The sequence below is a fragment of the Oligoflexus tunisiensis genome, from assembly GCF_001748245.1.
Taxonomy (GTDB): Bacteria; Bdellovibrionota_B; Oligoflexia; order Oligoflexales; family Oligoflexaceae; genus Oligoflexus; species Oligoflexus tunisiensis.
In genome coordinates, this window is sequence record NZ_BDFO01000001.1 from 6,176,899 (window position 1) to 6,201,045 (window position 24,147).

Annotated in this window: 25 protein-coding genes; 8 read left to right on the forward strand and 17 right to left on the reverse strand. The window is 54.5% G+C overall.

All coding sequences use genetic code 11. The annotated features are described in order from the left end of the window. Window positions 1–3: 3 nt before the first annotated feature. The 5 genes from OLTU_RS25555 to OLTU_RS25575 form a co-directional block, all read right to left on the reverse strand. Entirely contained in the window at window positions 4–597 is a 594-nt protein-coding gene (locus tag OLTU_RS25555; protein WP_218110262.1) for a phytanoyl-CoA dioxygenase family protein, read from the reverse strand. 105 nt (window positions 598–702) lie between these two features. After that, the gene (locus OLTU_RS25560; protein ID WP_176736961.1) at window positions 703–1,860 is read right to left on the reverse strand and encodes a phytase; all 1,158 of its coding nucleotides are present in this window, start codon (window positions 1,858–1,860) and stop codon (window positions 703–705) included. Window positions 1,861–1,974: 114 nt separating this feature from the next. Beyond that, on the reverse strand, window positions 1,975–2,670 hold the full coding sequence (locus tag OLTU_RS25565) for a type II secretion system protein (RefSeq protein ID WP_141735566.1): 696 nt from the start codon (window positions 2,668–2,670) through the stop codon (window positions 1,975–1,977). After that, the gene (locus tag OLTU_RS25570; RefSeq protein WP_141735567.1) at window positions 2,661–3,371 is read right to left on the reverse strand and encodes a hypothetical protein; all 711 of its coding nucleotides are present in this window, start codon (window positions 3,369–3,371) and stop codon (window positions 2,661–2,663) included. Before OLTU_RS25570 ends, OLTU_RS25565 begins: the two co-directional genes overlap by 10 nt. Window positions 3,372–3,380: 9 nt before the next feature. Continuing rightward, window positions 3,381–4,106 carry a hypothetical protein gene (locus OLTU_RS25575; protein ID WP_141735568.1) on the reverse strand — a complete coding sequence of 242 codons (726 nt, stop codon included), beginning with the start codon at window positions 4,104–4,106 and terminating at the stop codon, window positions 3,381–3,383. Window positions 4,107–4,328: 222 nt separating this feature from the next. Here OLTU_RS25575 and OLTU_RS25580 point away from each other — a divergent pair, with 222 nt between their 5' ends. The 3 genes from OLTU_RS25580 (at window position 4,329) to OLTU_RS25590 (ending at window position 7,569) form a co-directional block, all read left to right on the forward strand. Then, window positions 4,329–5,213, forward strand: coding sequence for an EcsC family protein (locus OLTU_RS25580; protein ID WP_176736962.1), 885 nt, complete (start codon window positions 4,329–4,331; stop codon window positions 5,211–5,213). 131 nt (window positions 5,214–5,344) lie between these two features. Then, the gene (locus OLTU_RS25585; RefSeq protein WP_141735570.1) at window positions 5,345–5,776 is read left to right on the forward strand and encodes a CBS domain-containing protein; all 432 of its coding nucleotides are present in this window, start codon (window positions 5,345–5,347) and stop codon (window positions 5,774–5,776) included. A 170-nt stretch (window positions 5,777–5,946) separates the two neighbouring features. After that, a complete protein-coding gene (locus tag OLTU_RS25590; RefSeq protein ID WP_141735571.1) occupies window positions 5,947–7,569 on the forward strand; it encodes a flavin monoamine oxidase family protein in 1,623 nt (540 codons plus the stop codon). 90 nt (window positions 7,570–7,659) lie between these two features. Here the strand turns inward: OLTU_RS25590 and OLTU_RS25595 are convergent, their stop codons facing one another. Then, window positions 7,660–8,550 carry a YihY/virulence factor BrkB family protein gene (locus OLTU_RS25595; protein WP_176736963.1) on the reverse strand — a complete coding sequence of 297 codons (891 nt, stop codon included), beginning with the start codon at window positions 8,548–8,550 and terminating at the stop codon, window positions 7,660–7,662. A gap of 178 nt (window positions 8,551–8,728) precedes the next feature. Between OLTU_RS25595 and OLTU_RS25600 the strand changes: the two genes are divergently transcribed. After that, window positions 8,729–9,604, forward strand: a complete 876-nt coding sequence (locus OLTU_RS25600; RefSeq protein ID WP_141735573.1) for a M28 family peptidase — start codon at window positions 8,729–8,731, stop codon at window positions 9,602–9,604. Between the two features lie 11 nt (window positions 9,605–9,615). Here OLTU_RS25600 and OLTU_RS25605 read toward each other — a convergent pair whose 3' ends face one another. Continuing rightward, the gene (locus OLTU_RS25605; RefSeq protein ID WP_141735574.1) at window positions 9,616–9,819 is read right to left on the reverse strand and encodes a hypothetical protein; all 204 of its coding nucleotides are present in this window, start codon (window positions 9,817–9,819) and stop codon (window positions 9,616–9,618) included. Between the two features lie 96 nt (window positions 9,820–9,915). Beyond that, a complete protein-coding gene (locus OLTU_RS25610) occupies window positions 9,916–11,196 on the reverse strand; it encodes a family 1 glycosylhydrolase (RefSeq protein WP_141736867.1) in 1,281 nt (426 codons plus the stop codon). A gap of 164 nt (window positions 11,197–11,360) precedes the next feature. Between OLTU_RS25610 and OLTU_RS25615 the strand changes: the two genes are divergently transcribed. Continuing rightward, complete coding sequence (locus tag OLTU_RS25615; RefSeq protein ID WP_141735575.1) at window positions 11,361–12,011, forward strand: hypothetical protein; 651 nt, start codon at window positions 11,361–11,363, stop codon at window positions 12,009–12,011. A gap of 12 nt (window positions 12,012–12,023) precedes the next feature. On the opposite strand, the gene OLTU_RS25620 is transcribed toward OLTU_RS25615, so the two are convergent. From OLTU_RS25620 to OLTU_RS25640, 5 genes are all read right to left on the reverse strand, one after another. Beyond that, on the reverse strand, window positions 12,024–13,175 hold the full coding sequence (locus OLTU_RS25620) for a C1 family peptidase (protein WP_141735576.1): 1,152 nt from the start codon (window positions 13,173–13,175) through the stop codon (window positions 12,024–12,026). Window positions 13,176–13,186: 11 nt separating this feature from the next. Further along, a complete protein-coding gene (locus OLTU_RS25625; protein ID WP_141735577.1) occupies window positions 13,187–14,182 on the reverse strand; it encodes a hypothetical protein in 996 nt (331 codons plus the stop codon). A 585-nt stretch (window positions 14,183–14,767) separates the two neighbouring features. Then, window positions 14,768–15,127 carry a hypothetical protein gene (locus OLTU_RS25630; protein WP_141735578.1) on the reverse strand — a complete coding sequence of 120 codons (360 nt, stop codon included), beginning with the start codon at window positions 15,125–15,127 and terminating at the stop codon, window positions 14,768–14,770. 229 nt (window positions 15,128–15,356) lie between these two features. Beyond that, window positions 15,357–16,820, reverse strand: coding sequence for a sigma-54-dependent transcriptional regulator (locus OLTU_RS25635; protein WP_141735579.1), 1,464 nt, complete (start codon window positions 16,818–16,820; stop codon window positions 15,357–15,359). 195 nt (window positions 16,821–17,015) lie between these two features. Beyond that, entirely contained in the window at window positions 17,016–17,753 is a 738-nt protein-coding gene (locus OLTU_RS25640) for a hypothetical protein (RefSeq protein ID WP_141735580.1), read from the reverse strand. A gap of 249 nt (window positions 17,754–18,002) precedes the next feature. Between OLTU_RS25640 and trhA the strand changes: the two genes are divergently transcribed. Then, window positions 18,003–18,647, forward strand: a complete 645-nt coding sequence (trhA, locus tag OLTU_RS25645; RefSeq protein ID WP_141735581.1) for a PAQR family membrane homeostasis protein TrhA — start codon at window positions 18,003–18,005, stop codon at window positions 18,645–18,647. Here the strand turns inward: trhA and OLTU_RS25650 are convergent. After that, the gene (locus OLTU_RS25650; RefSeq protein ID WP_141735582.1) at window positions 18,644–18,832 is read right to left on the reverse strand and encodes a hypothetical protein; all 189 of its coding nucleotides are present in this window, start codon (window positions 18,830–18,832) and stop codon (window positions 18,644–18,646) included. The genes trhA and OLTU_RS25650 overlap by 4 nt on opposite strands. Before the next feature lie 65 nt (window positions 18,833–18,897). On the opposite strand from OLTU_RS25650, the gene OLTU_RS25655 reads away from it, so the two are divergent. Next, entirely contained in the window at window positions 18,898–19,713 is an 816-nt protein-coding gene (locus OLTU_RS25655; RefSeq protein WP_141735583.1) for a crotonase/enoyl-CoA hydratase family protein, read from the forward strand. A gap of 61 nt (window positions 19,714–19,774) precedes the next feature. Here OLTU_RS25655 and OLTU_RS32980 read toward each other — a convergent pair whose 3' ends face one another. Next, window positions 19,775–20,992, reverse strand: a complete 1,218-nt coding sequence (locus tag OLTU_RS32980) for a PA14 domain-containing protein (protein WP_141735584.1) — start codon at window positions 20,990–20,992, stop codon at window positions 19,775–19,777. 316 nt (window positions 20,993–21,308) lie between these two features. On the opposite strand from OLTU_RS32980, the gene OLTU_RS25665 reads away from it, so the two are divergent. Then, window positions 21,309–22,028, forward strand: coding sequence for an OmpA family protein (locus tag OLTU_RS25665; protein ID WP_176736964.1), 720 nt, complete (start codon window positions 21,309–21,311; stop codon window positions 22,026–22,028). Between the two features lie 45 nt (window positions 22,029–22,073). Here OLTU_RS25665 and OLTU_RS25670 read toward each other — a convergent pair whose 3' ends face one another. After that, on the reverse strand, window positions 22,074–23,444 hold the full coding sequence (locus OLTU_RS25670; protein WP_141735586.1) for an OmpA family protein: 1,371 nt from the start codon (window positions 23,442–23,444) through the stop codon (window positions 22,074–22,076). Between the two features lie 102 nt (window positions 23,445–23,546). After that, entirely contained in the window at window positions 23,547–24,038 is a 492-nt protein-coding gene (locus OLTU_RS25675) for a hypothetical protein (protein WP_141735587.1), read from the reverse strand. Between the last annotated feature and the right edge of the window lie 109 nt (window positions 24,039–24,147).

Sequence of the window (24,147 nt, forward strand, 5' to 3'; positions counted from 1 at the left end):
GCTTTACGACCGGGCCTTCCCATTGAGGTAGCGCGCGGTGAGCATCATCCTCGCATTTTTCGTGGCATTGATGGACGGTGCATGCACAACACGCATATCCATAAGATAGACATCCCCAGCCTTGCCACTCATCTCCAGGACCCGCTCGGCCGTCGGTGCCAGATCACGCGCGCGATGCGAGCCTTGGATCGCCACCGTGCCCCCGCCATGCGGCGCGACATCGTCCAAAAGCACGAAGACTTGAATGCCCGGGATCACATCCCGGGTCGCGACATCCACATGCCAGCCCACTTCCGGAATCGACCACGCGGCTTTCTGCGGCGGCGTGACAAGGATTTGGGGGTGGGCCTGGCCTGCAGACAGTTCGCAGCCTCCCAGAACGTTCAAGGCGCGGATCAGATCGCCGGGAATGACCTCATCGAATGCGGGATGATGACGAAGCAACTGGCCGATCTTTGTCGCGACCTGAAAAAGAGACACGCTTTCGAGCTTTTTCGTCTGCCATTTGCCGTTTTCGCGCAAGCGTAATCGCGTAAGCTCCTCAAGAATGCGTTCCTTGACCGGGAGGGTCCTGTTCCTGGGAATGAGACCTCTCAAGCAGAGAATTCCTGTCTCATGGAACAGAGCTTTTTGGGTTTCATCGAACGTCACGCCTTGACTCTCCAAAAGGCCAACCGGCCCACACCGGTTGGCTTCACTCATCTATTCATCAGTATCAATCTCAAAAATATCCCACATATCAGCCAACGAGACAACCTTGTAGTTGCCATGAACCACCGATCCGTCCGCGGCGGTATTCTCATCATCATGCACCACCAGAAGTCCTTCCGGATAAGCCGAACCAAAATCCCCACTCTTCACGGTCAGACCATCCGTCAGCGTAATGGCATCCGAACCGAAAGCTATTCTAAAATTGCCCAGCCACTTGACGTCATCCAGGGCATAGAGCGTAAACTCCGAAATACCCTGACTGGAAAACAGCAGATAGGAACGTCCATCCGCATGCAGTATATCAAGTCCTTCAATATCATCCGTCACCCGCGGCTTGTCCGCACTCTCCCAGTCCTTGATATCCGTCCATGAACCCTGCACCTGAATGATCAGCTCCGGCCTGGCCTCGGATTCCTCGGTATCGATCTCCCAAATCCCAAAGTTTTCCATCCCCACATAAAGCTTCTCCGTCTCCGAATCAAAGACACAGCCTTCCAGGATGAAACGCTCGCCCAAATTTTCCTCCAGCTCCTCCTCCTCACCTTCCGCGATCGTTTCCTTGGTCACGATGCTTTTGATCAATTCATCCTGCTCCGGCTTGATCAAAGCCGCAAGGTCCCGAGTGGATTCCAACCGCACCTTATTCTTTTCATCCAGGGTATATTGATAGAGTATCCCCGATTTGGTCGGCAAATAAACAGTCACCTCAGCATCATCCGATCCCTCCGCCAGGCATAATCCATAAGGCTCAAAAGCGTCCCCCTTCTCATCCACAAGAGGCGCACGCCCGGCAAATCGAACCTTGCCGCGACTGATACGATAGATATCCAAAGCCATATCACTGCGATTGGTCGCTACCGCCAGATTCCCGATGATATCGACGCTATTCAATTTGCTGCCCGCAAAAAACTGCAGCTGCCGACCTTCCAAATCATAAACACCCAGACCACCCAGGCCGTCCTCCTCATATTTGCTGGTGCCAAGTATCAAACTTTTCTCAGGGTTCCTGGGCTGTCGCCAGATCGCAGCATCATCACTATCCGAAAAACCCGCTGGAATCGGATCGGTCTCCACCTGGGCCTCGATCAGGGGAACCTGACCCATCAAAGGCATGGAAAGCAAACAGGACATACAGAACAAGGTGCGCATGAAAATCCTCCTCATTCAGGAACATTGAAGTGAGGAGGCATCAAATCAAAAGCGACCTGAAAGATCCAGTGTGAAAGCCAGGCCTTCATGGAAATTTGTTATGTTCTTCACATATTAAGGCGAGCTTATCTTTCCGCAGTAACGCATCCAGCGCTGCCCCAGAACATCAAGTTCGACAGGGTCATCATCACCCCCGAACGTGTCGATCGACATGCCGAGAGACTCATAACCTGGATCGCAGAGGGGTGGCGTGGGGGGATTGCAGGGCAGCAGACTTTTGTTCGTCACAAGACAGCTCGTCCCGGCTTTGACCTCAATCAGGTCCAGCCCTGGAGCCGCAGGTGCTGACGGCTGACTCGGACACAGCGTTTTTTCTGCAAAGAGCGTGCTTTTGGGATGATCCCAATCCAAAACCTGTTTTGTGACGGGATCCTTGGCAAAGGTTCCCTTGGGATTTTCCTTGGCCACTTGAACGATAAATTGGTTATCGCCCGTACAGAGAGCCCGCACGCGCCAGTCGCCCATCATGGTTTGTCCACTGGCAGCGATCAGAATCCCTCCGTTCCTCTTGGGAAGATCCATGAGCTGCTGCGGCACACAGGTCGGCGGAACATTGGGGCAGTCCACGAAACTTTCAACGGTCCGTGCCACGCTGCGAAGATTCAAGCGGTCCTCGGAAAGAGCACCGACCTGCCCGGAATTCATCAGCAGCTTATAGGCCAGGGGCAGTAAAATTCCCAGCACACCGAGACCGATCATGACTTCAAGCAAACTCATACCACTGGCGCGATCGATTTTTTTTATTGGCATAAGACCACCCACTGGCCGCCGGAACCCCAATCATCCTGACGATCCCAGTAGGAAGCCAGTTCCTGCGCAGGAGAGGGACAAACCGGTTTCGCAGCATCCCGCCCATCATCACAACACATCCGGGCCGGAGCATTGGGATCGGGCGCACTTTCCGGTGGCGGGGGACAGGTGCCTTGCGAGTTTTCGCAGAGCGGGCCAAGCTGGACAGTAAAGGCCGGATTCGCATCGTGGCTCACGATTCCACACAGAATGCCCGCTTCAATCAAAACCCCTTCCGGTGCGTTCCAATCCATAAGTTTGCCACGCAGAGGGTCCTTGATCGGCTGACCTTTGGCATCCAGAAGAGCCACGCGCACCTCCAGGCTCTTATCCGGCTGGCAGCGCGCCTGAACCGTCCAGGCTCCGACTTGTGTCGTGCCGTTGGCGGCCACGAGGACTTGACCATCATAATCAGTCAAGGCTCGCAGCTCATCACCCTGACAGCCGGGAATCACCTTGCAGTTGGTGGCGCTGAGGAGGTTTTTCTTCAGGAGTGTAGCATCAGCCTTCAGCTCCACCGCGCGCCTGGTTTTGGAAACGTTGTTCATCATATTCAGCAGTATCACCGACCCAGCCGCCAGCAGGCCCAAGGCCAGCAGGGCTTCCACCAGGCCGGCGCCGGATTCGTGCTTATCCTTGAAGGGCGGTTGATTGAGTTTCACAACGTCATCCTAAAGTTTGGTGCATATCGTATATTTGGTGAAGTCAATGCCGCCCCAACCATAACGATCCACATAACGAAAGGTGCTTTGATAATCCACGGGGCAGTCGGGAAACACCCGCTGGTTATCCCCACAATAGAGATTGTGATACTTGCAACTCGCATCGCTGCAGCCGGAGAGGGAGACGATTTCCGGCGGCAGGGGCGCTGTCCCCTGGATGCCCCCATAACAGGGCTGGCTTTTCTGCAGCACAATATCCGCCGAACCGGTCCCGCAAACATCCTTCAAACTCACCAGCTCGCTCCAGCCCAAAGGTTTTCGGGTGAGAGGATCCTTGTGAAAGGCATTGGCGCCGTCACGAACTGCGACCATGACCCAATAAGCCGCCGGGCTTTTCGCGGCACACTCGATTTGCACATTCCAGCGGCCTATTTTTGTACTGCCATCCGCCGCCACCAGAACACCACCTGATTTTTTTTGCAGAGGAATATTGGTCCCCACGGTGCAGGGAGTCTCGAAGTTGATGGCCTTGCAGTCGCTCTGCCCCTTCAGGGCTGCCTTGATTTTCAGCTTATCGACGGTCCATTCGCGATGGGCTTCGGCGCGCATTTCCTGCTCGGCACGATGGCCCACATATTTCAAACCAAGAAGGCAGGCCCCCAGAATGGCAAAGACCAGCAGCAAACCCGAAAATCCGGATTGGCTCCTTCTCACATCCAGCCCTGCTGATGCCATGACTCATCCTTCAATACATGATACGTGGGATACTGATATTTCTTTTCGGCGCGAAAGAAGGGGAGCTTAAGATGCGGAGTCTGGATCAATTTTCTGTGAAGACTTTGTGAAAAACCCCAATTGACCTGAAATATCCCTGCTCTTCACCGCATTTGCCCCCTTTGTACGCACGCTTGGCAAAAGCCTCCTGCTCCGAGTATGATGGGAGGAAGGGAGAGACTCATGCATACTACCTTGAATCCACAGCACCAGCGTTTTATCGAGGAAGCCGCGGTATTTCTCGAAAAGCCTTCCGCCCTGATTCAGACCACCGATCGGCTCGGTCGGCCGCTCGACAAATTGCAAAGTTATCTCCCCGAGCCGGTTCAGCAGCTGGTCAAGCAGGCTGTTCAACAGGCCTTAAGATCCGCGCTTCAGGCCGCCATCAAAACTCTGCCGAACCAAAACATTAAACCGCAATCCTGGCCGGGAATTCTTGAAGCGACCCAGCGTCTCGCCTGGAAACACACCGCGGCGGTGACCACAACCGGAGCCATCGGTGGGGCCCTCGGTACAGCGGCTCTCATGGTGGAACTGCCGCTGACGACCAGCCTGATTCTGCGCAGCATTTCGTCCATGGCTCAGCAATGGGGTCATGATTTGCGGCAATCTGAAATTCAAATGCAGTGCCTCTATGTTTTCACTCTCGGATCCCCGCATAACCGCAACGATGATGCGATGGACACAGCCTATCTCAGTGCGCGTATCGCGTGGCACGGATTGATTCGCGAGCTGGCTGCTTTTATCAGCACTCATTCCTTGAAGGACCTTTTCCTGGCCTTGGAACTCGGCACTCTGCCAGCCCTGGTGAAGTTCGTCGGTCTTTTCGTTCCCGCACTGGAACGCACGCTGCTCCGCGGCGCTCTGTCCAAATCAATTCCCATTTTGAGCGCCGTAGGCTCGGCGGCGTTGAATGCCGGTTTTTGTCAGTATTTCACCCGCGCCGCGCGCTATCATTTTGGGCTGATGCATCTCGAAGCACTCTACGGCTCCGAGGTGGTCCACGAGCATTATGCGGCAGCCTGCCGCGTAGAGATTACCTGGCCAGATGTTCGTCTGATTTCCTGAGCCTGCCCCCGCCTCACCCTATCCCTGCAACATCGGTATGGGACTTGCACGCCTCCACGGGTCGTGGATACAGATCCGCATGTTTGCAACAACCGGGGAACCGGGTATTTAAGACATTATAGGAGTTACCCATGCTTCTCAGAGACATCATGACTGCCAATGTCGAAGTGATTTCCCCTTATACGCCCCTGCAGGAGGCTGCAGATAAAATGCGGGTGTTCGATACCGGCTCGCTGCCCATCTGTGATGGAAAAAAGGTTTTAGGCATGCTGACCGATCGTGACATCGTGATTCGGGCTGTCGCCAAAGGTCTTCATCCCGATCAAACCATGGTCAGCGATGTGATGACCGAGGAGGTCGTCTATCTGTTTGAAGATCAGGATGTATCCGAGGCGGCTCGCCTTATGGAGGATCGTCAGATTCGGCGTCTTCTCGTTCTCAACCGCGACAAGGAACTGGTTGGCATTGTTTCGCTGGGTGACCTTTCCCAGTATACCGATCACAAAATCGCCGGTCACGTACTGGAGCAGGTTTCTGAACCTGGCTCGCGCGTCGTTCTTTAACCGGAAACGACTTCTGCCCAACGTTCCGCCTCTCCTGCCGGGGCGGAACCTGCTTATTTTTCCCAGCCCGCTTTTGCTCTACGCCATCCTATCAAGCATGTTATGATGAAAAAAATTCGTTAAGGGCGAGTCGTCGCCCACAATTCATCAACCCGGGATGAGGATAGAATATGCCGCGCACCCGACTCTTGAAGCGTTTGTCGCGTATGCTGAACGTTGCCATTTTTCAGGAAAGACATCAGCTCAAGGATCATCAGGTTCATGAAATCCTGGATTGGAGTCGCGATCCCATCACACGACGGCGCTTCCTCACCCAGGCGGGTCTTGCCGGTATCGGGATTCCGGCCCTTGCCGCCTGCCAGACCCCGGGCTCGCAGCTTCAGGCGAGGGCACCGACCCGTGATGTGATCATCGTCGGTGCGGGAACAGCGGGACTGACCGCGGCCTATTATCTGGCGAAGGCAGGCATCGGCAGCGCGATCTATGAAGGTTCCGCGCGCGTCGGCGGCCGGATGTTTACCGAGCAGAAATTCAACGACGAGGGCATGTTCTGTGAACTCGGTGGTGAGTTCGTCGACACAGGGCATGAGGATCTGATCAAGCTTTGTGCGGACCTGGGCGTTGGGGTGGAAAACCTCACGGTCGATGAAAAATTCCCGGTGCAGGAAGTGTATTTCAGCCGGAACAGAGTGCGCTCGGAAAAGGAAGTGATCGCCGCTTTCAAACCTTTGGCGGCCCGCCTGATTGAAGACGCCAAAGCCCTCCAGGTGGACGGTGAATTGACCGTTCCAACCTACAATTCTGAACTCGCGAAATCGGCTCGTGTCAAGGAGCTGGATCGCATGAACCTCGCCGAATATATCAAAGCCTCCCGTATCGAAGCCTGGCTGGCCGATCTGATCAGCAATGCCTATGTCGGTGAATATGGACTGGACGCGGCGCAGCAGTCCGCATTAAACATGATCGTACTGATCGAACCCGGGACTGCGGACGGCTTCAAAATTTTCGGTGAAAGTGATGAGGCCAAACGTATTCAAGGGGGCAGTGAGACGCTGCCCAAAGCTCTGGCGAAAACCGTGTCGGAGGCTGTGCCGATTACCTTCGAACATAAGCTGATGGCCGTGCGCGATCAGGGCACGCACTTCACCCTGACGTTTGATCATTCCGGAAAAACCGTGGATGTCACAGGCAAGCGACTGGTTCTGGCTGTGCCAGCCCCTCTCCTCAAGGAAATCGATCTGAAAGGTGTGGATCTCAGTCCTGTCAAACGCCAGGCCATCGCCGAATGGGGTTTTGGAACCAACAGCAAACTGATGCTTGGCTTTCAAAAGCGGCCCTGGGAAAAAAATCCGAATGTCCACCGCGGCTTCTCCCTTCTTCCTGATCAGACCGCACAGGAGTACTGGGACACGAGCATCGGGCAGAAAGGAACGCGCGGCATCGTCACCTGTTTTCTGGGCGGTGAATCCGGCCGGGTGATTGCTCCGACGCAGCAGGTCCAGGCACTCGATTTTCTCGATCGCATCTTTCCGGGCACCAAGGCTGCCTTCGATGGCAAGCGCATGCTGATGCATTGGCCCAGCCAGAAGCTGACACAAGGCTCCTACACCTGCAGCAAACCCGGGCAATATACGACGATATATGGAGCCTTCGGCGAAGCGGAATTGAACCGACGCCTCGTCTTTGCCGGCGAGCACTGCAGCAGCGACTGGTCAGGCTATATGAATGGAGCGGTTCAGAGTGGGAAGCAGGCCGCCGATCTTCTTTTGGGTCGGACGGCTGCCGAAGGTTAAAACCGTCATCCGCATTTAGTCTGTTTGGCAGAGGCCTCCCGGATAACCCGGGAGGCGTGGAAACACTGCATGCAATGTCTCTCTTTCAGCTCAACCGGGGACATGATCCGTCTTGACCACAAGCCCTGGTTTCCGGGACGGCGGCGCATTCGGCCGGCCGCGGTCGCTGGATTTTTCCAGTTCAGCATTCAGTTCCACACCCAGCAGCACGGCATAGGATACGATGTAAAACCAGAGGAGGAGCACCACGACACCAGCCAGGCTACCGTAGGTTTTATTGTAGGACCCGAACTGTTCCACATAAAAGGCAAAGCCGACCGACGCCAGGAGAATAAGCAGCGTCGTGAAGAGACCGCCGGCTGACACCCAACGCCATTTCACGTGGTCACGCGATGGACCAAAACGATAAAGAATGGACAGCCCGGTCAGAAACAAAAGCAGCAGCACCGGCCAGCGCAGAACCCGAATCAAGGTATTGGCCAATCCACCGAGGCCCACCAGATCCATAATCGGCGGCAGCACCGCAATCGAAGCCACAGCCACCACCACGGTGATCACAGCCCCCAGGGTCAAGCCCACCGCCGTCGAGTTGAAACGAAAGAAACCGCGCTTTTCCTTTTCATTATAGGCGATGTTCATCGCCTCCATGAGAACCTTGGTTCCTTTCGAAGCGGTCCACAGCGTGATCAGAATACTCAGGGCGGCACCAAAACCCAACGAGCCCGAGGAATTCTGGACGATGCCGTTCAATTCATTATTGATGACTCCCAACGCATCGCGCGGCATGAACTGCTCCAGCGTCGCCATTTGACGCGCAACATCCACCGGATCCGCAAACACACCATAGATCGAAACCGTGGCGATCAGCAGGGGAAATATGGAAAAGAGAGCATAATAGGCAACAGCGGCTGCGATCAATCCAATACGATCATTATCAACCTCATCCTTGATTCGCTTCAGGAAGGCTTTCCAATCTTTCATCTCAACTTCCTTTATGTTCTTCGCAACGCCCTGCCGGTTGCAAAAAGCAAACCAGCCAAGGTCAGACCGGCCGATCGGAGCTGCATGATTCCACGACTTGGGTGGATGCCTGGCTTGCGGCACATTGAAGGATTGGGAGGCTGCGTAGTTTCGAAGCTTCACAGGAAGGAGCAAAATCATGACACCGTTGGCTTTGGAAAACAGTCTGCGCCACGACATAACGCACATCGCAGGTACGATCGGCGAGCGCAATCTGGATCGTTATGAAGCCCTGAAAGCCGCCGAAAATTATATCGTGCAGCGTTTTGAGGCGGCCGGGCAACGCGTCGCGCGCCAGGTTCTTTTGGTCAACGGCAAGGAAGTCGCCAACCTTGAAGTGGAATGGAAAGGTCAGACGGAGCCGGATGCCATTATCGTGATTGGAGCCCATTACGATAGCGTGCGTGGTTGTCCCGGCGCCAACGATAACGGTTCAGGCGTTGCCGCTCTGCTGGCTGCGGCCGAGGCTTTTGCCACCCGGACACCGCGCAAGACGCTGCGGCTTGTCGCCTTTGTCAATGAAGAACCGCCCTACTTCCAAGGCGAGGCCATGGGCAGCCTCGTCTATGCAAGGCGCGCCAAAGCACAGGGCGAACGAATTGAAGCCATGCTCAGCCTGGAAACCATGGGCTATTTTTCGGACCGAAAGGATAGTCAGAAATATCCTTTCCCCTTGAATCTCGTTTATCCGGACAAGGGAAATTTTATTGGCCTCGTCGCCAACCGCTCATCGTCCAAGCTTCTGAATCAGGTGGCCAAGGCTTTTGAGGAGGCCCGGACGATACCATTTGAAAAAGGGGCTTTTATGGAGTCGTTGCCCGGTGTGGGCTGGTCCGATCATTGGGCGTTCTGGCAGGCAGGATATCCTGCTCTTATGATCACGGATACGGCGCCCTTCCGTTATCCTTATTATCATACTCAGGAGGATACCCCCGAGAAGGTTGACTATCCACGCCTGGGCCAGGTGACCAGGGCTCTGTTCAAAGCCATCGAGCGACTGGCTTTCGAGCCCTGAGCCCGAGCGGATCAAACCGTTATCGCTTCATCATTACGCTGAAAGTCAACCACGCGGCTGGCCAGATACTTGGTAATGACTTTGTCCAACGCCCGGGTTTCCTCTTCATACGAACGATGATTGCGCTCAAATTCACTCAGCATACGACTATCGAAAAGCGGGGCGATAAAGAGGGGAGGCGATATTTTTTTAACGATCTTGTTTGGCTTGTTCATGTTTTTGTCCTGTCTTCAAAGAGTGACGGAGCACTTCGGAAGCCAGTATTACAATAAACGTGCCAATAGTCATTTTGACTGCAGTTAAACAGGCCCTTAAAAATTGGTATTCGCCGGGCTATCAGGAATTTGAGTCTGATGCCGCCGATCCTGCCCGATGCATGAGCCGTTATAGAACTGCGGCGGAATCACGGGAACCGTGAGACAGACGCTTTGTGTCGGCAGAACCTTGCGCCAGTCCTCGATGAGCTTTTTGTAGGCCCTGCCCACCGGACGGACGCGACGCTCCAGATCATAAAGACCCAAGGGATTCACGTGGCCGTTTTCCTCGCGCAGGGAGCTATCCCAATCCATCTGATCGGTGAGCGAGTACCAGGTAAAGCCCACGATCGGTGTCCCCTTGTTGCGAATTTGCAGGACGTTGGCCCACTGTTTCCAAAGCCAGTCCACCGCTTCGTTGCCATCTGGCCCTTCAGCAAGGTTCGTCTCGGTGTGCATGACGGGCAGAAGAAAGCGTTCGTAGTATTGTTCGGTGATCTCATCATAGCCAAACACTTCACCGGCATGACGGCTGAGGCCATCGGCACTGACCCGATGCTCATTGGTGAGATAGTAATCGTTGCCCATGATGCAGTGTTGCTTCAGATGATGTTCCAGAAAGAAATGGTATTCCTCATAGGTCATACCGTTATCCAGCAGGTACTCGTACATCTCGGAATCCACGCGCCGGCCGTAATTCAGATCGAGGCTCAGAAAGCGTTTGGCATTCATGCACTCCGCATGGTTCATCGCCGCCGGGCTATCCGCATGGTAGTACTCGGTGGATTCGCTCTGGATGAAGATCGCATCCGGTCTCACGTCCAGGATCGCATGCATGGCCAGAACATTGGCCTTCACGATATGTTTTAAAGCGGTGACAAAGGTGCGATCGGTCGTGCCCCGTTCGTTCCACCAGCCATACGACGCCGAAAAGGTCGCGCAAATATACATTTCATTGATGGGGGTATAAAGCTGCACCCAGGGAAAGCGGCTGGCAAAGTCCTTCGCGTAGCGGGCGAAGAGCGCAGGAAATTCCGGGTTTTGAAAGTCACCGATCCAGTCCGGAACTCCAAAATGGCAAAGATCCGCAATGACGATAATATTGCGGCGTTTGAGGTCCGCAAAGGTGAGATCGGCAAAATCCCAGTCATAGTGACCTTCACCAAGCCAGGCCCGGTGAATGGGGGGGCCATAGCGGAGGCACGAGACGCCGATCTCCTCGACCAGATCAAAGTCGAGGCGCCAATGTTTGTAATGACCACACTTGTCCATCTGATCGATTCGAACCCGCTGGTTACCTATCGTCGGATAGCTATTTTCAATACCTGTCGCAAACATGAAGGAATGGAAACGGCCCACGTTAAACCTCCTGATTGGGATTTATGTTGCAAAGACCGAGCCCTGCCCCTCGCGTGAACTGACATTGCACCCTTCCCAACTGCAATAAAACAATGGCCACCGAGTCATGGGAAAGCCTGACCATTTTCATAAAGGAAATTCCCATGCTTCGTGCTTCTCTTGCTCTTATGATGTTTTTATCCGCAACCGGGTTCGCCCGCGAGCAGCGCTTTGGTCTTGGCACCCAGCTGGGTGTTCATGGTGGAACGGGGGTCACCGGTGCGGAGCTGGTCATGCCCCTCAGCGAAAGCGTGGAGATGAGCTATGCCTATGTCCAGGGTCAGACCAGCCTTACGGATGATATCGAATTGAGCAACGCGGATTTCATTTACAAGGCTGACTTTACCCTCGCCGAAACGTCCGTGACACTGCGCTGGTTTATCGGCCGTACCTTCTATGTCGGCGGAGGCTTTGGCTATCGCCGGATGGTGCTGGACCTCGGGGGATTCGATGCCAGCGACGGCACCCGAGTGGAAGGTTCCTACAACGGCCAGGCCCTGCAAACCAAAGCTCTGATCGGCAACCTCTGGAAATTCTCCAATGGTCTTTACCTGGGCGTTGACTGGATTGGCTTCGGGTTTCCCATGAGCGTCACGCAATCCAAACTCGGTGCCACCGAAAGCAATATCCTGCGGTCCCAGTCCCTTTCCTACTACTCCGAGGAAAATAATTCCGATTATAAGCACATGGCCGATAAAATCAGCCGCAGTACAATGGGAACTCTTTTGACTTTGCGCTTCGGTTACATGTTCTAAGTCGCGACCCGATCAATAGCCCGGCGGCAGCACCACACTCCTGAGAAAGGGTTGGAAACGGCCGGCTTCCTCATCATAGTAACGGCTGCGCAGATAATCCCAGGTTATGCGGCTGTAGCCATTCTTCAACCAGGGCCGATCCGTACGATCATAGCCCCAGGAATTTTTGCCCACGAGGTAATCGAGATTGCCCTTCATGGCCACCGCCTTCACCTCCGGGGCCATATCACCTTCACCAAGTGACGTAAAACCTTCCTCCTCAGGAATATCCTTGACGGTATAGTCATGCAGCACGAGCATGTGTCCGCCGTTATCACCCAAAGTTCCAGCTTTGGCCAGGGTATTCAGGTTGAAATAACCATCCGGATTCGGTGCATTGAAGCTGACAAAGAAGGAAATCACCACCGGTTGATGATCATTCAAAGCGCGTTTGATCTTTTGTTCAATGAGTTTAAAAGAAGCAAATTCCGCCGCCGTGCCCAGCTTTTTCCCTTCATAAGGTCCCCACACGGTGTACGACGGGCTGCTGATCTCCTGCCAGCGATTCAGCCAATACGCGAGCGTGGCCTGCGCACCCGTTTTCACATCACGGAGGATGGTGTCCTCGGCCCGGTGGCGGTTGGCAAAGGCTTCGTCCACATTGAATTGGAAGAGTCCATAGCAGCTGAAGGCCTTGTTCAACTCGGAACGCACCAGCTCCGGCGTGCGACCGCTCACGTTATGCAGGGTTCCACCGGGTTTCCCCTGCTGCAGGAGATAGGCTTCCGCACAGTCCTGCGCCTGCGACATGACCAGATTGCTTTCGGCTGCAATGAACTGACCTTCCTCAACCCAGCCGTACTTCTGAATAATGGACTTCGAACGAAGCCAGCTGCCACCGGCATTCAGTTCCTTTTCCGGAATGGGCTCACCGGCCAGCAGCTTTTCGTAGAAATCCCAGTAGGTCCAGTACGTTTCGGAAACATTGATATCCTGACCGGTGGTGTGTTTCAAAAGCGATTCGAGCCAGGTGGCATGGGCATACAGCCAGCAATTGCCGATGGCCTGACGCTTCACCGGCGTGTGGGTGACGGATGTGACCTTGAGATCGGAATCTTCATCAGGCCGACAGGCCGCAGCCAGCAGGGCCGCGAACAGGATGGAAAGTTTCAACAGGGAATTCATAAGCGCACTCCTTATTGCACCAAAGCCAGCCGTGCGGCGACATAATTGAGATAACGCTGGATTTCCGTCTCATCAGGTTGCAGACACTCGCCCGGGCTGGCGATCACCTCCCAGACCCAGGAGCCTTCCTTGAAACGGCTCATGGCCAGCGAAGGTCGCTCGGATTCGCGGTTCCAATGCCAAAAGTAGGCATCGCGATCCAGACGGCGCAAATCGTTGCGGCGTCCATCCACCGGCACCACATTCACCAGGAAGATCAGCTGCGCGGTGGCCCCGTTGGCAATCAATTCGCCGATACGCCCCTTCACCTCTTCCTGCTCCTGTACCTCGGAGAATCTCTGCCGGGCTTCCTCCAGACAACTGCGACCATAATCGGGGACATTGTTTGGCAGGCGCGTGATGCCGTGGCCCGCCTCCTTGTCCCAGGGACTGTTGAAGGACAGAAATTCCCTGTTCAGGCGATAAACCCAGAATTGATTCTCCCGATGGCGCAGCATGGGCTCCTGAAAGATAAAGGTCGCCTCAGCCGCCTTGTCGCTGAACTGGGCGCGGACCACAACCTTGCCTGTTTTGCTGGCTTTGATACTGCCGTCGGCTTCGAGGCTGGCGTCGGCCTCGTTGCTGACAAGGTCCCATTGCGCGGGAACCTCCCTTTGCGTTCCCGTCGTATAGCGGGCCATGGCCTTGAGGAGCTTTTTATGACCGACGATGAAAGCGCCTTCACTGATAATTTTTAAACTGCTGACTCCTTCGGTTGGGGCAGGCTGGGCTTGGGATGGCCTTTCCGGGTCACCAGGCGGCAGGGACGGTGTTCCAGGCTGTTCCGGAGAGGAAGGCAAGGGCACGGGTTCCGAATTTTGTCCGGACACTGGCGCCGGGTCCTGTACGCTGACGTTGACAGTGTTGGATGCCACCTCCGGCTCCGTGGAGGAATCGCTCTCTTTTTTCTGGCATGCGAGAGAGAATAGAGCCCAACTGAATATCGGAACGATCAGCAGCTGCCGCATATCAATCCTCCCCAAAAGTTTGTTGGGACATCGCCACGCGATACCTCATGCAAGATCATTGCCTTTGGGGATTTGTCTTAAAATTCCATAAAACGTCGAATCACGAAGCATCAAAGACGATACAAGGGTGTAGTCACACACCAGCAGGAATGGATTCCTTCCGAACATTTTTTACGGAATTTCGCAAAAAAATTTTGATCGTTGGCCTGTTTGCTGCTGGCGATCGAGCTCAGGCGTAAACAGCATAAATAACAGCTCACGCAGCGGAACAGCTGTCCTCATCCTTTGGACCTTTCAATCCACAATCATGGAAAGCCTGCGTTTGACGTTTCCAAAAAGTTTTTCCAGAAAAAAACCTGGGAGGAAACAGCAGCTCCTGTTCGAATTGCGCTCCTTGTCTTTCCAAGGATCATGAACTCAGGGTCGTGTCGTCCATGGACCGCAGCAATTTAACCTTATTTGTTTTGCTTAGCGGCGGCGCCTGCAAATTTTTCCTGAGCGCCGTTATGGGTTTGGGGTTTCAGGACGAAAGCCTGCGGCAGAGTCTCCGGTCATGGAGGCTGTAGGAGAAGGCGTTGCAGGATTTCATTTCCTGGCTGGGGTGGGGCTGGCGCTGAAATCGTCGCTGGTGCCTTCGATCCGGTCGAAACCGGCACTGGTCACCGCAAAATTTTCGCCGTTGAATTCAATATGAACGGGGTTATCGACGCAATCGCGTGAAAATTCCTTGTTCAGGAAGATGGCCCGATCCAGGCCATGAACCTTATAGTCTTTTTCGATGCGGTCAGCATAGGTCTGGAGTTCGCTTTCACAGACCTTCGCATTCAGTTCCTGGCCCAGGGCCCTTTCACTCTGAACAGAGCGGCGCCAGTTGATATAATGCAAGGCCAGAAAAATGGTTGCCACCGCAAATGCAAGACCGAAAATCTTTCCAACAAATCGCATACGCCATCTCCCAGGTTGCACCCAACTTAACTAGCAGCCCCCTGGGATTCCGACAATAGGAGAAAGCAACTAGTCGCCAGGAGGCAACGATAGGGCGGAGCGGAAGACCGCATTGCGTTTCACGACTGGATCACGGGCCAGTCCAGAGCTGGAGTCATGAGCCAGAGCCTGTCCGAGTCTTGCCACTGGATCACAAGCCAGCCCCGAGCCAGAGCCGTGAGCCAGTCTTTCAGGGCTTAATGATACCGTGTTTTTCCAAGCGATAACGGAATGTGTGACGGGATATTCCCAAAAGATCCGCAGCCTTCGTTTGGTTGTTATGGGTTTGTTCCATCGCCTGCAGGAGCAGGTCACGCTCCAAATCCTCCAGGTTGATTCCTTTTTCCGGCAGGATCATGGGATGCTGCGAAGATGCGGCCTGACGACTCTGCGCGCCGTTGATAACCACAGGTGTCTGGCTGATCGCAGCGGGAGTGAAGGCGGGTGCAATGTAAGGATCCAGGTCCACCTGAGACGATTCGAGTTCCGGGGTTCCATGAAAAACGATGGCGCGTTCCAGGACATTCTTCAGCTCGCGCATGTTCCCAGGCCAGACATGTGAGCGCAATTTTTCACGGGCAGCCAGCGTCACTTTTGGTGTTTCACATCCGAGTTCAGTCGCCACCCGACTGACAAAAAAATCGGTGAGAGCATCCAGGTCCTCCATGCGTTCACGCAGAGGCGGCAGGTAAACTGGCAGCGCCGAGAGGCGGTAATAAAGGTCACTGCGGAAATTTTTACTTTGAATCTCCTCCAAAAGATTCCGATTGGTGGCGGCCACGATGCGGGCCGAAAAGCTGATGTCCTTGGTGCCACCCAGCCGTTTGAAACGACGATATTCCAAAGCCCGCAGCAGTTTGGTTTGCAGCTTCATGGGCATTTCCCCGATTTCATCGAGGAAGATCGTTCCGTTTTGAGCCAGTTCAAACAGCCCGAGTTTACGATCCCGGGCGTCGGTAAACGCGCCTTTTTCATAACCGAAGAGTTCACTTTCGAGCAGAGTTTCCGGAATGCTCGCACAGTTGATTTCCACGAAAGGCTGGTGGGCGCGCTCGGACCAATCGTGAATGGCCCGGGCTGCCAGTTCCTTGCCTGTCCCGCTTTCACCCAGGATCAAAACCGTGCTGGAACGGGATTTGGCGACCCGCTCGAGCTGTTGACGAATGCGCTTCATGGCCGCGGATTCACCGATCATCCGCACCGGTTCAGCCGTCACCTCATGTCCCGTGAGCTGACTGACTTTCTGTCGCAACGAGGAAAGTTCAGCGCCACGGTTGGCGGCGGCAACCAGCGCCTTCATATCGAAAGGTTTTTGCAGATAATCAAAGGCACCGAAGCGCAGCGCATCGACCGCCGATTCCACCGCTCCGTGAGCCGTGATCAAAATAATCGGCATATCGGGTTTTTCAACACGCCACTTCTTGAGGAGTTCCATGCCACTGCCATCCGGCAGACGCAGATCACAGATGGCAAGATCCGGGCTGAAACCTTGAAAATTCTCCAGGGCCGTCCGCAGGGAATTACAGGATAGGACTTCCGCACCATTGGCTTTCAATTCAGTTTCGATGCTCCAGGCGAGCATCTCTTCGTCGTCGATGATCAGGACCCGGGTACCGTTCAGGGCATTGCGTGGTAGCTTGGCTTTGGTGGACATTGTGCTGTGTGCTCCTTTTCACGAAGTTACCCTTAACAAGAAACATACCAGCCAATACCCATGGTCATTTGTTCAAGGATATTGAACTCTTATTCAGAAGACCCGGTTGAGCTGTGGGAAATGGAACTCAAGGCGGCGGGATATCACACGGAAAGGGGAGGAACGTCCGATCCTCCCCGAAGGTCCAGACGATCCTTACTGAATATTGATATAGCGATTGAGCGAATTCCCGTGCAGCGTCCGGACATGGAGCAGACCTTCACCCTGGAAAGGCTCCGGCAGACCACTGGTATATTCAAAGGCGCGGTCATCGGGCTGGGTGGCACAGACAGCTTCATCCGTAACGATTTCGGCAACGGGCTGCACGACCAGCACATCGGTCGGGTTTTTTACGATGCGCACCTCCTTCAGCACCATACAGCCGATGAAGAAGTAGGGGAAATGCCCTTGCAATTTGAGCGCCTGTTTGCCGCTTGCAGGATTCACATCAATAGCGGCGTTTTCCACGGTCGCATAAAGAAAATCATCCGCCGATTCCGTCTTGCGGCGGGTGACATCCAGGCTGGCCCGAACCTGCTCGTTCTTCGCATAGATCACCTGGTAGTTGCCCTCAGGCACCACACCGAGTTTCACGGTCTGGATAAAGGGCGTGATACTTTGAATGCAGAAGGTCCCAGGATACTGATAGCTGGTGGCGGACACCGTAACCGTGCGGGCCTGAACATCGACCTTGGCTTCAGCCCTTCCGATCTGATAGCAGGTATTCGGAAAATTCCCATGCAGGACAACTTCGACATTGTCGTTGTCATCGAACCCATAGGGGATGAAGATTTTCTCGATCTCAGCGGGAACTTCAACGGGGTCCTTGTCCTGAGCAAAGGCAACGGCGCTGGCACTCAAAGCCAGGCCGAGTCCAAGAATGAAGTGTTTCATAATCCTCTCCGATGTGTTTGAACGTGTGAATCAGCTGCACCTGCTTTCTCCTGAGCAAGGAACGTACCGAATTCCCGAAACATTCTCCAGTCGCGGAAGAGGGACCTGTCGCATCCCATCCTGATGCATATGACGCAGACTTTGCGCCACCTGTTGACCAAAATATGACAGCAGCCCGGCCGGGGAACGGCTACAATGGTTTGGACTGCGGCATGACCCGCAAATTCAACCCAATGAGGAGTTTGCAACATGTCATTTCTTAAATCGACTCATGAGCTCACGCCCACGGAAGAATACTGGAATACAATCAGCCATGGGTTCGGCCTTGTGTTCAGCATCTTCGGCTTCATTCTGCTCTTTACCTGGCATCCGCAACCGATCACCTGGGACAAGGGATTCATCCTGGGCGTCTTTGGTCTTTCACTCATCGCGCTTTACCTGGCTTCCACCTTGTATCACGCAGCGAAGCAGCCTGAGCGCAAACGCTGGCTGAAGTACTGCGATCATGCGGCAATCTTTCTTCTGATAGCCGGGACCTATACACCCTTTTGTTTAATCGGGCGTGATGGACAGGGCCAATGGCTGGCCCTGACCGTATGGATCATGGCTGTGACAGGGATCGTCGCTAAATTTTTCCTGGTGGGGCGCTTTCGCTTTGTCTCCACACTGATGTATCTTTTTATGGGCTGGGTGGTGATCTTCTATATTGATTTTCTAAAAACGCTGCCCGAGGGGGAACTGACCTGGCTGGTGGCAGGTGGCGTGAGTTATAGCGTCGGCACCATTTTTTATCTGTGGCGCAGCCTCCCGTTCAGTCATGCGATCTGGCACCTGTTTGTGCTGGGCGGCTCCGTGTGCCACTATCTGGGTGTCCTCTTGTATTTGGCAATCTAGACCGCTTTGCCATCCTTGACGTCCAGGGGCTTGGAATCACCGGGCTGGCGCTTTTTCAGCTCCTCTTCCACTTTTTTCAAGTGTTCCTCCGGAATATTACTGACCTCGCGGCGTGCCGCCTCAACCATGATGCGGGCATCCTCGAGATCCTTCTTTCTGTTGAATTCCAGACAAATAATGCACATAAGATCTCCTGATCCAAAAATTGGGGGCTCCCCTGGCATATCACCACGAGTCGCGAGGTTTTTCCATGCCTGATTTTGAATTTCTGAAGGTCACCCAGGCCCACAAGGTCGCCGAAATCAGTCTGAATCGGCCTGACAAGGCCAATGCTCTCCATGAAAAAATGTGGTTCGAAGTGGACGCGGCCTTTCGTTGGGCGGATGAAACGCCGGATGTTCGCGCGGTGGTCCTGCGCAGCGAAGGCAGCCGCTTCTGCAGCGGCATCGACTTTGAATTTGTCCTCAGCATCGCCCGCCGGATCGAAAAAACTCCGGATGGCCGGCGGCAGGAACAGCTTTTGGCGATCATTCGTTCTCTGCAAAACAGCTTTACGCGCATCGAAACCTGCCGCAAGCCTGTGATTGCAGCGGTTCAGGGTGTGTGCTACGGCGGGGGCATCGACCTGATCAGCGCCTGTGATATCCGCCATGCCGCAGCCGATGCCACCTTTTCGGTGAAGGAAGTGGACCTTGGAATCGTGGCGGATGTTGGCACCCTGCAGCGGCTGCCCAAACTTGTCGGTGAAGGACGGGCGCGCGAATGGGCGCTGACCGGCAAGGTTTTCAACGCGACGGAAGCGGAGCGGGCGGGGCTCATCAATACGGTGACACCCGATGCCCAAAGCCTTTTGGAACTGGCCCGCGAGCAGGCCGCGCGCCTTGCGGAAAAATCCCCGCTGGCGGTGCGTGGCACCAAACAGATTTTGAATTACAGTCGTGATCATACGGTGGCCGAAGGACTGGATTATGTTGCCGTTTGGAATGCTGGCATGCTGATGTCGCTCGATTTGAAACTGGCGATCGAAGCCGCGATGCAGCGCCGACAGGCGGAGTTTCCGGATTAATGAGAAAGGGCCGACGGATCTTGTCGTCGGCCCGAAAGGGTTATTCCCATACACACGCAAGCTATTTAAACGAGGCCTTGGGTACATAAACATAAGTGGACGCTCCGGGCGTCTTCCAGTACAGCTCAAGAGCAATCTGGTAACGCGGTCCCTGGAAGTAATCGATCGTCAGGGCATGTTCACCGGCAGCCAGGGCAACGGTCGCTTCCTTGGCGGTCGGAGCATGCTGCCCGTCGTTGTCGATCAGCAGGGTGCCATCCAAATAAATTTTCGCGCCGTCATCGGAATTCAATTTGAACGTATAGGTACCATCACTGGGAACGATCAAACGTGTGGTGGTGTGCAGAGCAAACCATTCATTCAAGCCTGTGACGCCTGGAAAGCCGGCTGACCAATCACGTGGAGCGACGTTGTACTGATCCATGCAAACCGTGGTGAGCTTGGCTCCAATTTGGCTGAAATCAGGCAGTTTGCTGGTATTCACCGGCAGCTGATAAACATCCGCTGTGATCGGGAAGAACTCCGAACCCTGCTGACAGCCGACAAAAATCTGCTCGGCAGCCACGATTTTCACCGTGACGCTGGCTGTGACAGACGGATCGTCGATCAAGGCCGCTGTGATGGTGATATCAAAGCCGCCGCCTGTGGTGGGCGCAGTATAGAGACCGGTTTCATCAATGGTACCTGGATACATGCCATCACTGGCTTTCACCGTCCAGCTGACGTTGGCGGCCGTGGTTTCTCCCGAGATTTTGGCTGTGGCCTGCATGGGAGCGCTGCCGGCACGCAGAGACGTGGAAGGCACCGTGACGATCAAAGTCAAAGGTTCGGGAGCCGCAGGTGGTGCGGGCGTTTCAGGTGGTGTTACGGGATTGCTTGTTGGTGGAGGGCTGGTATCCTCGGGAGCGGCTGGAGCATTGTCCTCGGGAGCTGTCGGAGCATTGTCCGCGGGAGCTGCCGGTGCATTGTCCGCGGGCGCAGCGCCTGTATCGTCCGTTTCCGCCGGAACCTCGATTGTCGCATCCACGCCTTCATAGACAATGGATTCATTCATTTCGATGCTGTCAGTCTCTATGGAAGTCTCAGCATCGGCCTGAGCAGGCAGGGCGGCGGTGGCATCGCCTTCACCGTCCCGGTTTCCGAAGCTACGGCCCGTCGCGTCGCCGGCAACCTCGGTGCTGGACATGGTTGCTGAATCACCTTGAAATCCTGCAGGCTTGCCGGAGCAGGCCTGAAGCGCCATGATTAAAAGGCTCAGAGATATCAAAGGCTTTCTCATCGAGCGGACTCCCGAGTAAAAGGACCAAATAAGGTTGAAGTATCTTTCCCCTCTTTTCGGCTGCCGCAATTTGGAATCCTAAGACTTTTCCAAAGGACTTGAATATTTTCCTTTAAAGCCGCGATATTCATGCCTCAATCCCTGGATCCTCAAGAAACGGAAACCTGCCAATTTTCGAAAAATGCCATATTGACATCAACGCCGATTTGGACTAGGTTTTGCAAACCTTACGGCCGTGCCAATAAAGCACGTCCTTGCGCTGATGATCCCGTTGAACTGCACAATACGGCAATTGATCCGAAACAGGAGAACATCCATGCTCATGCGTACCCGACCGCTCGCCGCTCTGGTTCTAACCGCTCTTTTCTCTTGGCAAGTCGCCTGTTCCTCTCAGGAAGAAACAACCGAGGAAAGCATTCAACCCGCTGGTGAGGAATTCCCGGCTGAAGCTCCTACGGATGCGGAAAAAACCGAGGCCGAGGCCAGCACCGAAAAGTCGGAAGCTGACCTGGAACAGGAAAAAGCCCTGGCCGAAGCCAGTGGTTCCGACTTTACCGATCCGAGCCAGGTGCAATTGAATGGTGACGCAAGCACGTCGACACTTGTCGATCCTGTAGACAATACCGAGGCACCTGAAACTCCCGCGATGAGCGATGCCCCCCTGGCACCGGAAGCTCCCATGGCCGACATGGGTCTGGATGCCGGTCTGGATACAGCGTCCAACGCTTCCGTATACTTTGCCAAAGCCAGCTCCCGGATCAGCCGGGACGATCGCGCGCAGCTGAAGGACATCGCGGCCAAATTGAAAGCCGACCGCTCCTTGAAAGTGACCCTCACCGGTCATTGCGATAATCGTGGCAGCACGGCCTATAACCGCCGTCTCGCAATCAAACGCGCCAAGGCCGTCCGTTCCGCTCTGATGAAAATGGGTGTGAAACGCGGGCAGCTGAGCCTTGGTGCCCCGCAGCTGGCTCAGACGGGTGAAACGGAAGAGGAACATGCTCAGAATCGTCGTGTGGAAATTGAGTTTCCATAACGAGAAAAAAAAAGCCTGCCGGGATACGGCAGGCTTTTTTTATTTTCACTTCTTGTAGATGATCCGGAAGACCACCCGGCGGTTCAGCTGACGGCCCTGGAAGTTGCCGTTATCCGCCACCGGTCTGGCTTCCCCATACGACCGCGCTTCGATCGTATTCGGATCCAGTTTCTCGGAACGGACCAGGTACTCACGAATCACCCGGGCCCTCTGCAGACCGAGATCGTAGTTGTACTTCTCCTGACCCACCGAATCGGTGTGACCTTCAATGATCACCTTCTCGATCGCATTCTTCTTCAAATGCTGACCCAGATTGGTGAGAATCTCCCGGGTTCCTGGCAGCACGCGGCTGGCGGAATCGAAGACGAAGTTGATCCCACGCAGAACGAAGACCTCGTCGCCCTCTCCGGCTGGTTCGGCCGGTCCTGGCTCCGGTGTTTGCACAAACTTGGGAATCATCGGCGCGGATGCCTTCGGCTTCTGCGGCGCCACCATTTGCGGCGCTTTCTTCTCGCCCTCACCCCCGAACACATAGTTGATACCCGTATAAACCCGCCAGTCGGCGGATGCGGTGCCATTGCCCGCTTCGGTTCCGGCACCGGCATGAAAGGCCAGGGCATCGGTCAGGTCATGCTTCATACCGAGCAGCATCTCCGCTGCGGACGCGGAACGGGATTTGACCGTCTCGGTACTTTTCGTCGGCATGCCGGCATAGTATTCGAAAATCAGTTTGGTATCGATGGAGGTGAAGAGATAACTTGCGGCGAGTGAGGCGATATACTGATCTTCCAAGGGCTGGATCGGAAAACCGGCCACGCGCTCACCCGGTGAGCGTTTGCGGTAGCCGATGTTGGCGCCCAGGGCGATCTTATTGAAGGTGGTATCAAAGGCAAATTCGAAGTTGAATGTGGGTCCGCTACCGGATCCGGTATAGGGATTGTTTTCGGTGACGTTGACATTGGTGCCCAAAATAAAGGCAATACCCCCATCCCGATCTCCATAGAGACGCCACTTGCTGTTGGCCCGGATTTCGGTCACCCCGTTTTTATCAAACTGCCCACGATCCCCATCGAAGTTCACATCCTGGTAGATGACCGAGGGAATACTGATCCCAATGTCCCAGAAGCTGGTGAGGCCCATCCCGAAGTTGATATCCGCCGCAACGATGGAATCGTTGACGTTGGCATCACGACCGCTGGCATCCTCGTAACGGGGCAGGGTATTCACCGCATAATTGGAGAAGAGCCCAAGATTGAAGATGCCCTTGCCCAGGGTTTCCGAAGACTGCACAGTCACGAAATCAAGGCCATTGGTGGTGGCATTGAAGTTCTGCAGATCGCTGCCGGTAATGTTGGCTAAACCCACGGACGCCGACGCGCTCAGGGAAAAACCTAAAATAAGGCGGAAAGCCTTCACCTCTCACCTCCTTGTGACTGAGGCTTCACTCTGAAAATAAAACAGAGGTGGTCATGGACCACCTCTGATTATACAGAATCTTTTAGATTTGCGCGAAATCGCTTACTTTTTTCCGGACTGGCCAGGATCGTTCTGTCCCGGATCGTTTTGTCCCGGCTGGTCAGGGCACTTGCCCTTGTCATCCTTGCCACCGTTTTGGTTGGGACACTCGGGTGGATCCTTCGGATCATCAGGATCCTTGCCACCATCATCCGGTGTTTTGGGTTTGCATTCCGTCTTAATATCTGTGACTTCCGTGGGTTGCAAGACGCCATCAAGGTTTTTATCCTTGCCTGACTCTGTAATCACCACAATGCCATCGCAGCCATAGGACGCGCTGTCCTCGGGCGGCAACTCTTTGATGTTTTCAAGTGTGGGGTAATCGGGATCACCCTTCTTGCCATTATCAGCCTTCGTTCCATCATCTCCTTTCGCACCAAGATCATCACCGCTCGACAGGAACCCTTGCTTTTGGATGTCCTGGAAGGACGCCCGGCAGCCGACAAAACCAAAAACCAGACCGACACAAATCATGACTTGAGAGATCCGAAGCATGTTCAACCTCTAAAAAGGAACAACCTTGGTTTCCTAGATCGGCAGTTTGGGATAAGATCTTAAGATAATTTTCATCGGTCAATAATTTCAAAAGGTTGGAATTGGCAAA

Coding starts and splice junctions, on each gene's coding strand:
- OLTU_RS25560 (WP_176736961.1), bottom strand. CDS start 1,860: ATGCGCACCTTGTTCTGTATGTCCTGTTTGCTTTCCATGCCTTTGATG.
- OLTU_RS25565 (WP_141735566.1), bottom strand. CDS start 2,670: ATGCCAATAAAAAAAATCGATCGCGCCAGTGGTATGAGTTTGCTTGAA.
- OLTU_RS25575 (WP_141735568.1), bottom strand. CDS start 4,106: ATGGCATCAGCAGGGCTGGATGTGAGAAGGAGCCAATCCGGATTTTCG.
- OLTU_RS25580 (WP_176736962.1), top strand. CDS start 4,329: ATGCATACTACCTTGAATCCACAGCACCAGCGTTTTATCGAGGAAGCC.
- OLTU_RS25585 (WP_141735570.1), top strand. CDS start 5,345: ATGCTTCTCAGAGACATCATGACTGCCAATGTCGAAGTGATTTCCCCT.
- OLTU_RS25590 (WP_141735571.1), top strand. CDS start 5,947: ATGCCGCGCACCCGACTCTTGAAGCGTTTGTCGCGTATGCTGAACGTT.
- OLTU_RS25595 (WP_176736963.1), bottom strand. CDS start 8,550: ATGAAAGATTGGAAAGCCTTCCTGAAGCGAATCAAGGATGAGGTTGAT.
- OLTU_RS25600 (WP_141735573.1), top strand. CDS start 8,729: ATGACACCGTTGGCTTTGGAAAACAGTCTGCGCCACGACATAACGCAC.
- OLTU_RS25605 (WP_141735574.1), bottom strand. CDS start 9,819: ATGAACAAGCCAAACAAGATCGTTAAAAAAATATCGCCTCCCCTCTTT.
- OLTU_RS25610 (WP_141736867.1), bottom strand. CDS start 11,196: ATGTTTGCGACAGGTATTGAAAATAGCTATCCGACGATAGGTAACCAG.
- OLTU_RS25615 (WP_141735575.1), top strand. CDS start 11,361: ATGCTTCGTGCTTCTCTTGCTCTTATGATGTTTTTATCCGCAACCGGG.
- OLTU_RS25620 (WP_141735576.1), bottom strand. CDS start 13,175: ATGAATTCCCTGTTGAAACTTTCCATCCTGTTCGCGGCCCTGCTGGCT.
- OLTU_RS25625 (WP_141735577.1), bottom strand. CDS start 14,182: ATGCGGCAGCTGCTGATCGTTCCGATATTCAGTTGGGCTCTATTCTCT.
- OLTU_RS25630 (WP_141735578.1), bottom strand. CDS start 15,127: ATGCGATTTGTTGGAAAGATTTTCGGTCTTGCATTTGCGGTGGCAACC.
- OLTU_RS25635 (WP_141735579.1), bottom strand. CDS start 16,820: ATGTCCACCAAAGCCAAGCTACCACGCAATGCCCTGAACGGTACCCGG.
- OLTU_RS25640 (WP_141735580.1), bottom strand. CDS start 17,753: ATGAAACACTTCATTCTTGGACTCGGCCTGGCTTTGAGTGCCAGCGCC.
- trhA (WP_141735581.1), top strand. CDS start 18,003: ATGTCATTTCTTAAATCGACTCATGAGCTCACGCCCACGGAAGAATAC.
- OLTU_RS25650 (WP_141735582.1), bottom strand. CDS start 18,832: ATGTGCATTATTTGTCTGGAATTCAACAGAAAGAAGGATCTCGAGGAT.
- OLTU_RS25655 (WP_141735583.1), top strand. CDS start 18,898: ATGCCTGATTTTGAATTTCTGAAGGTCACCCAGGCCCACAAGGTCGCC.
- OLTU_RS32980 (WP_141735584.1), bottom strand. CDS start 20,992: ATGAGAAAGCCTTTGATATCTCTGAGCCTTTTAATCATGGCGCTTCAG.
- OLTU_RS25665 (WP_176736964.1), top strand. CDS start 21,309: ATGCTCATGCGTACCCGACCGCTCGCCGCTCTGGTTCTAACCGCTCTT.
- OLTU_RS25675 (WP_141735587.1), bottom strand. CDS start 24,038: ATGCTTCGGATCTCTCAAGTCATGATTTGTGTCGGTCTGGTTTTTGGT.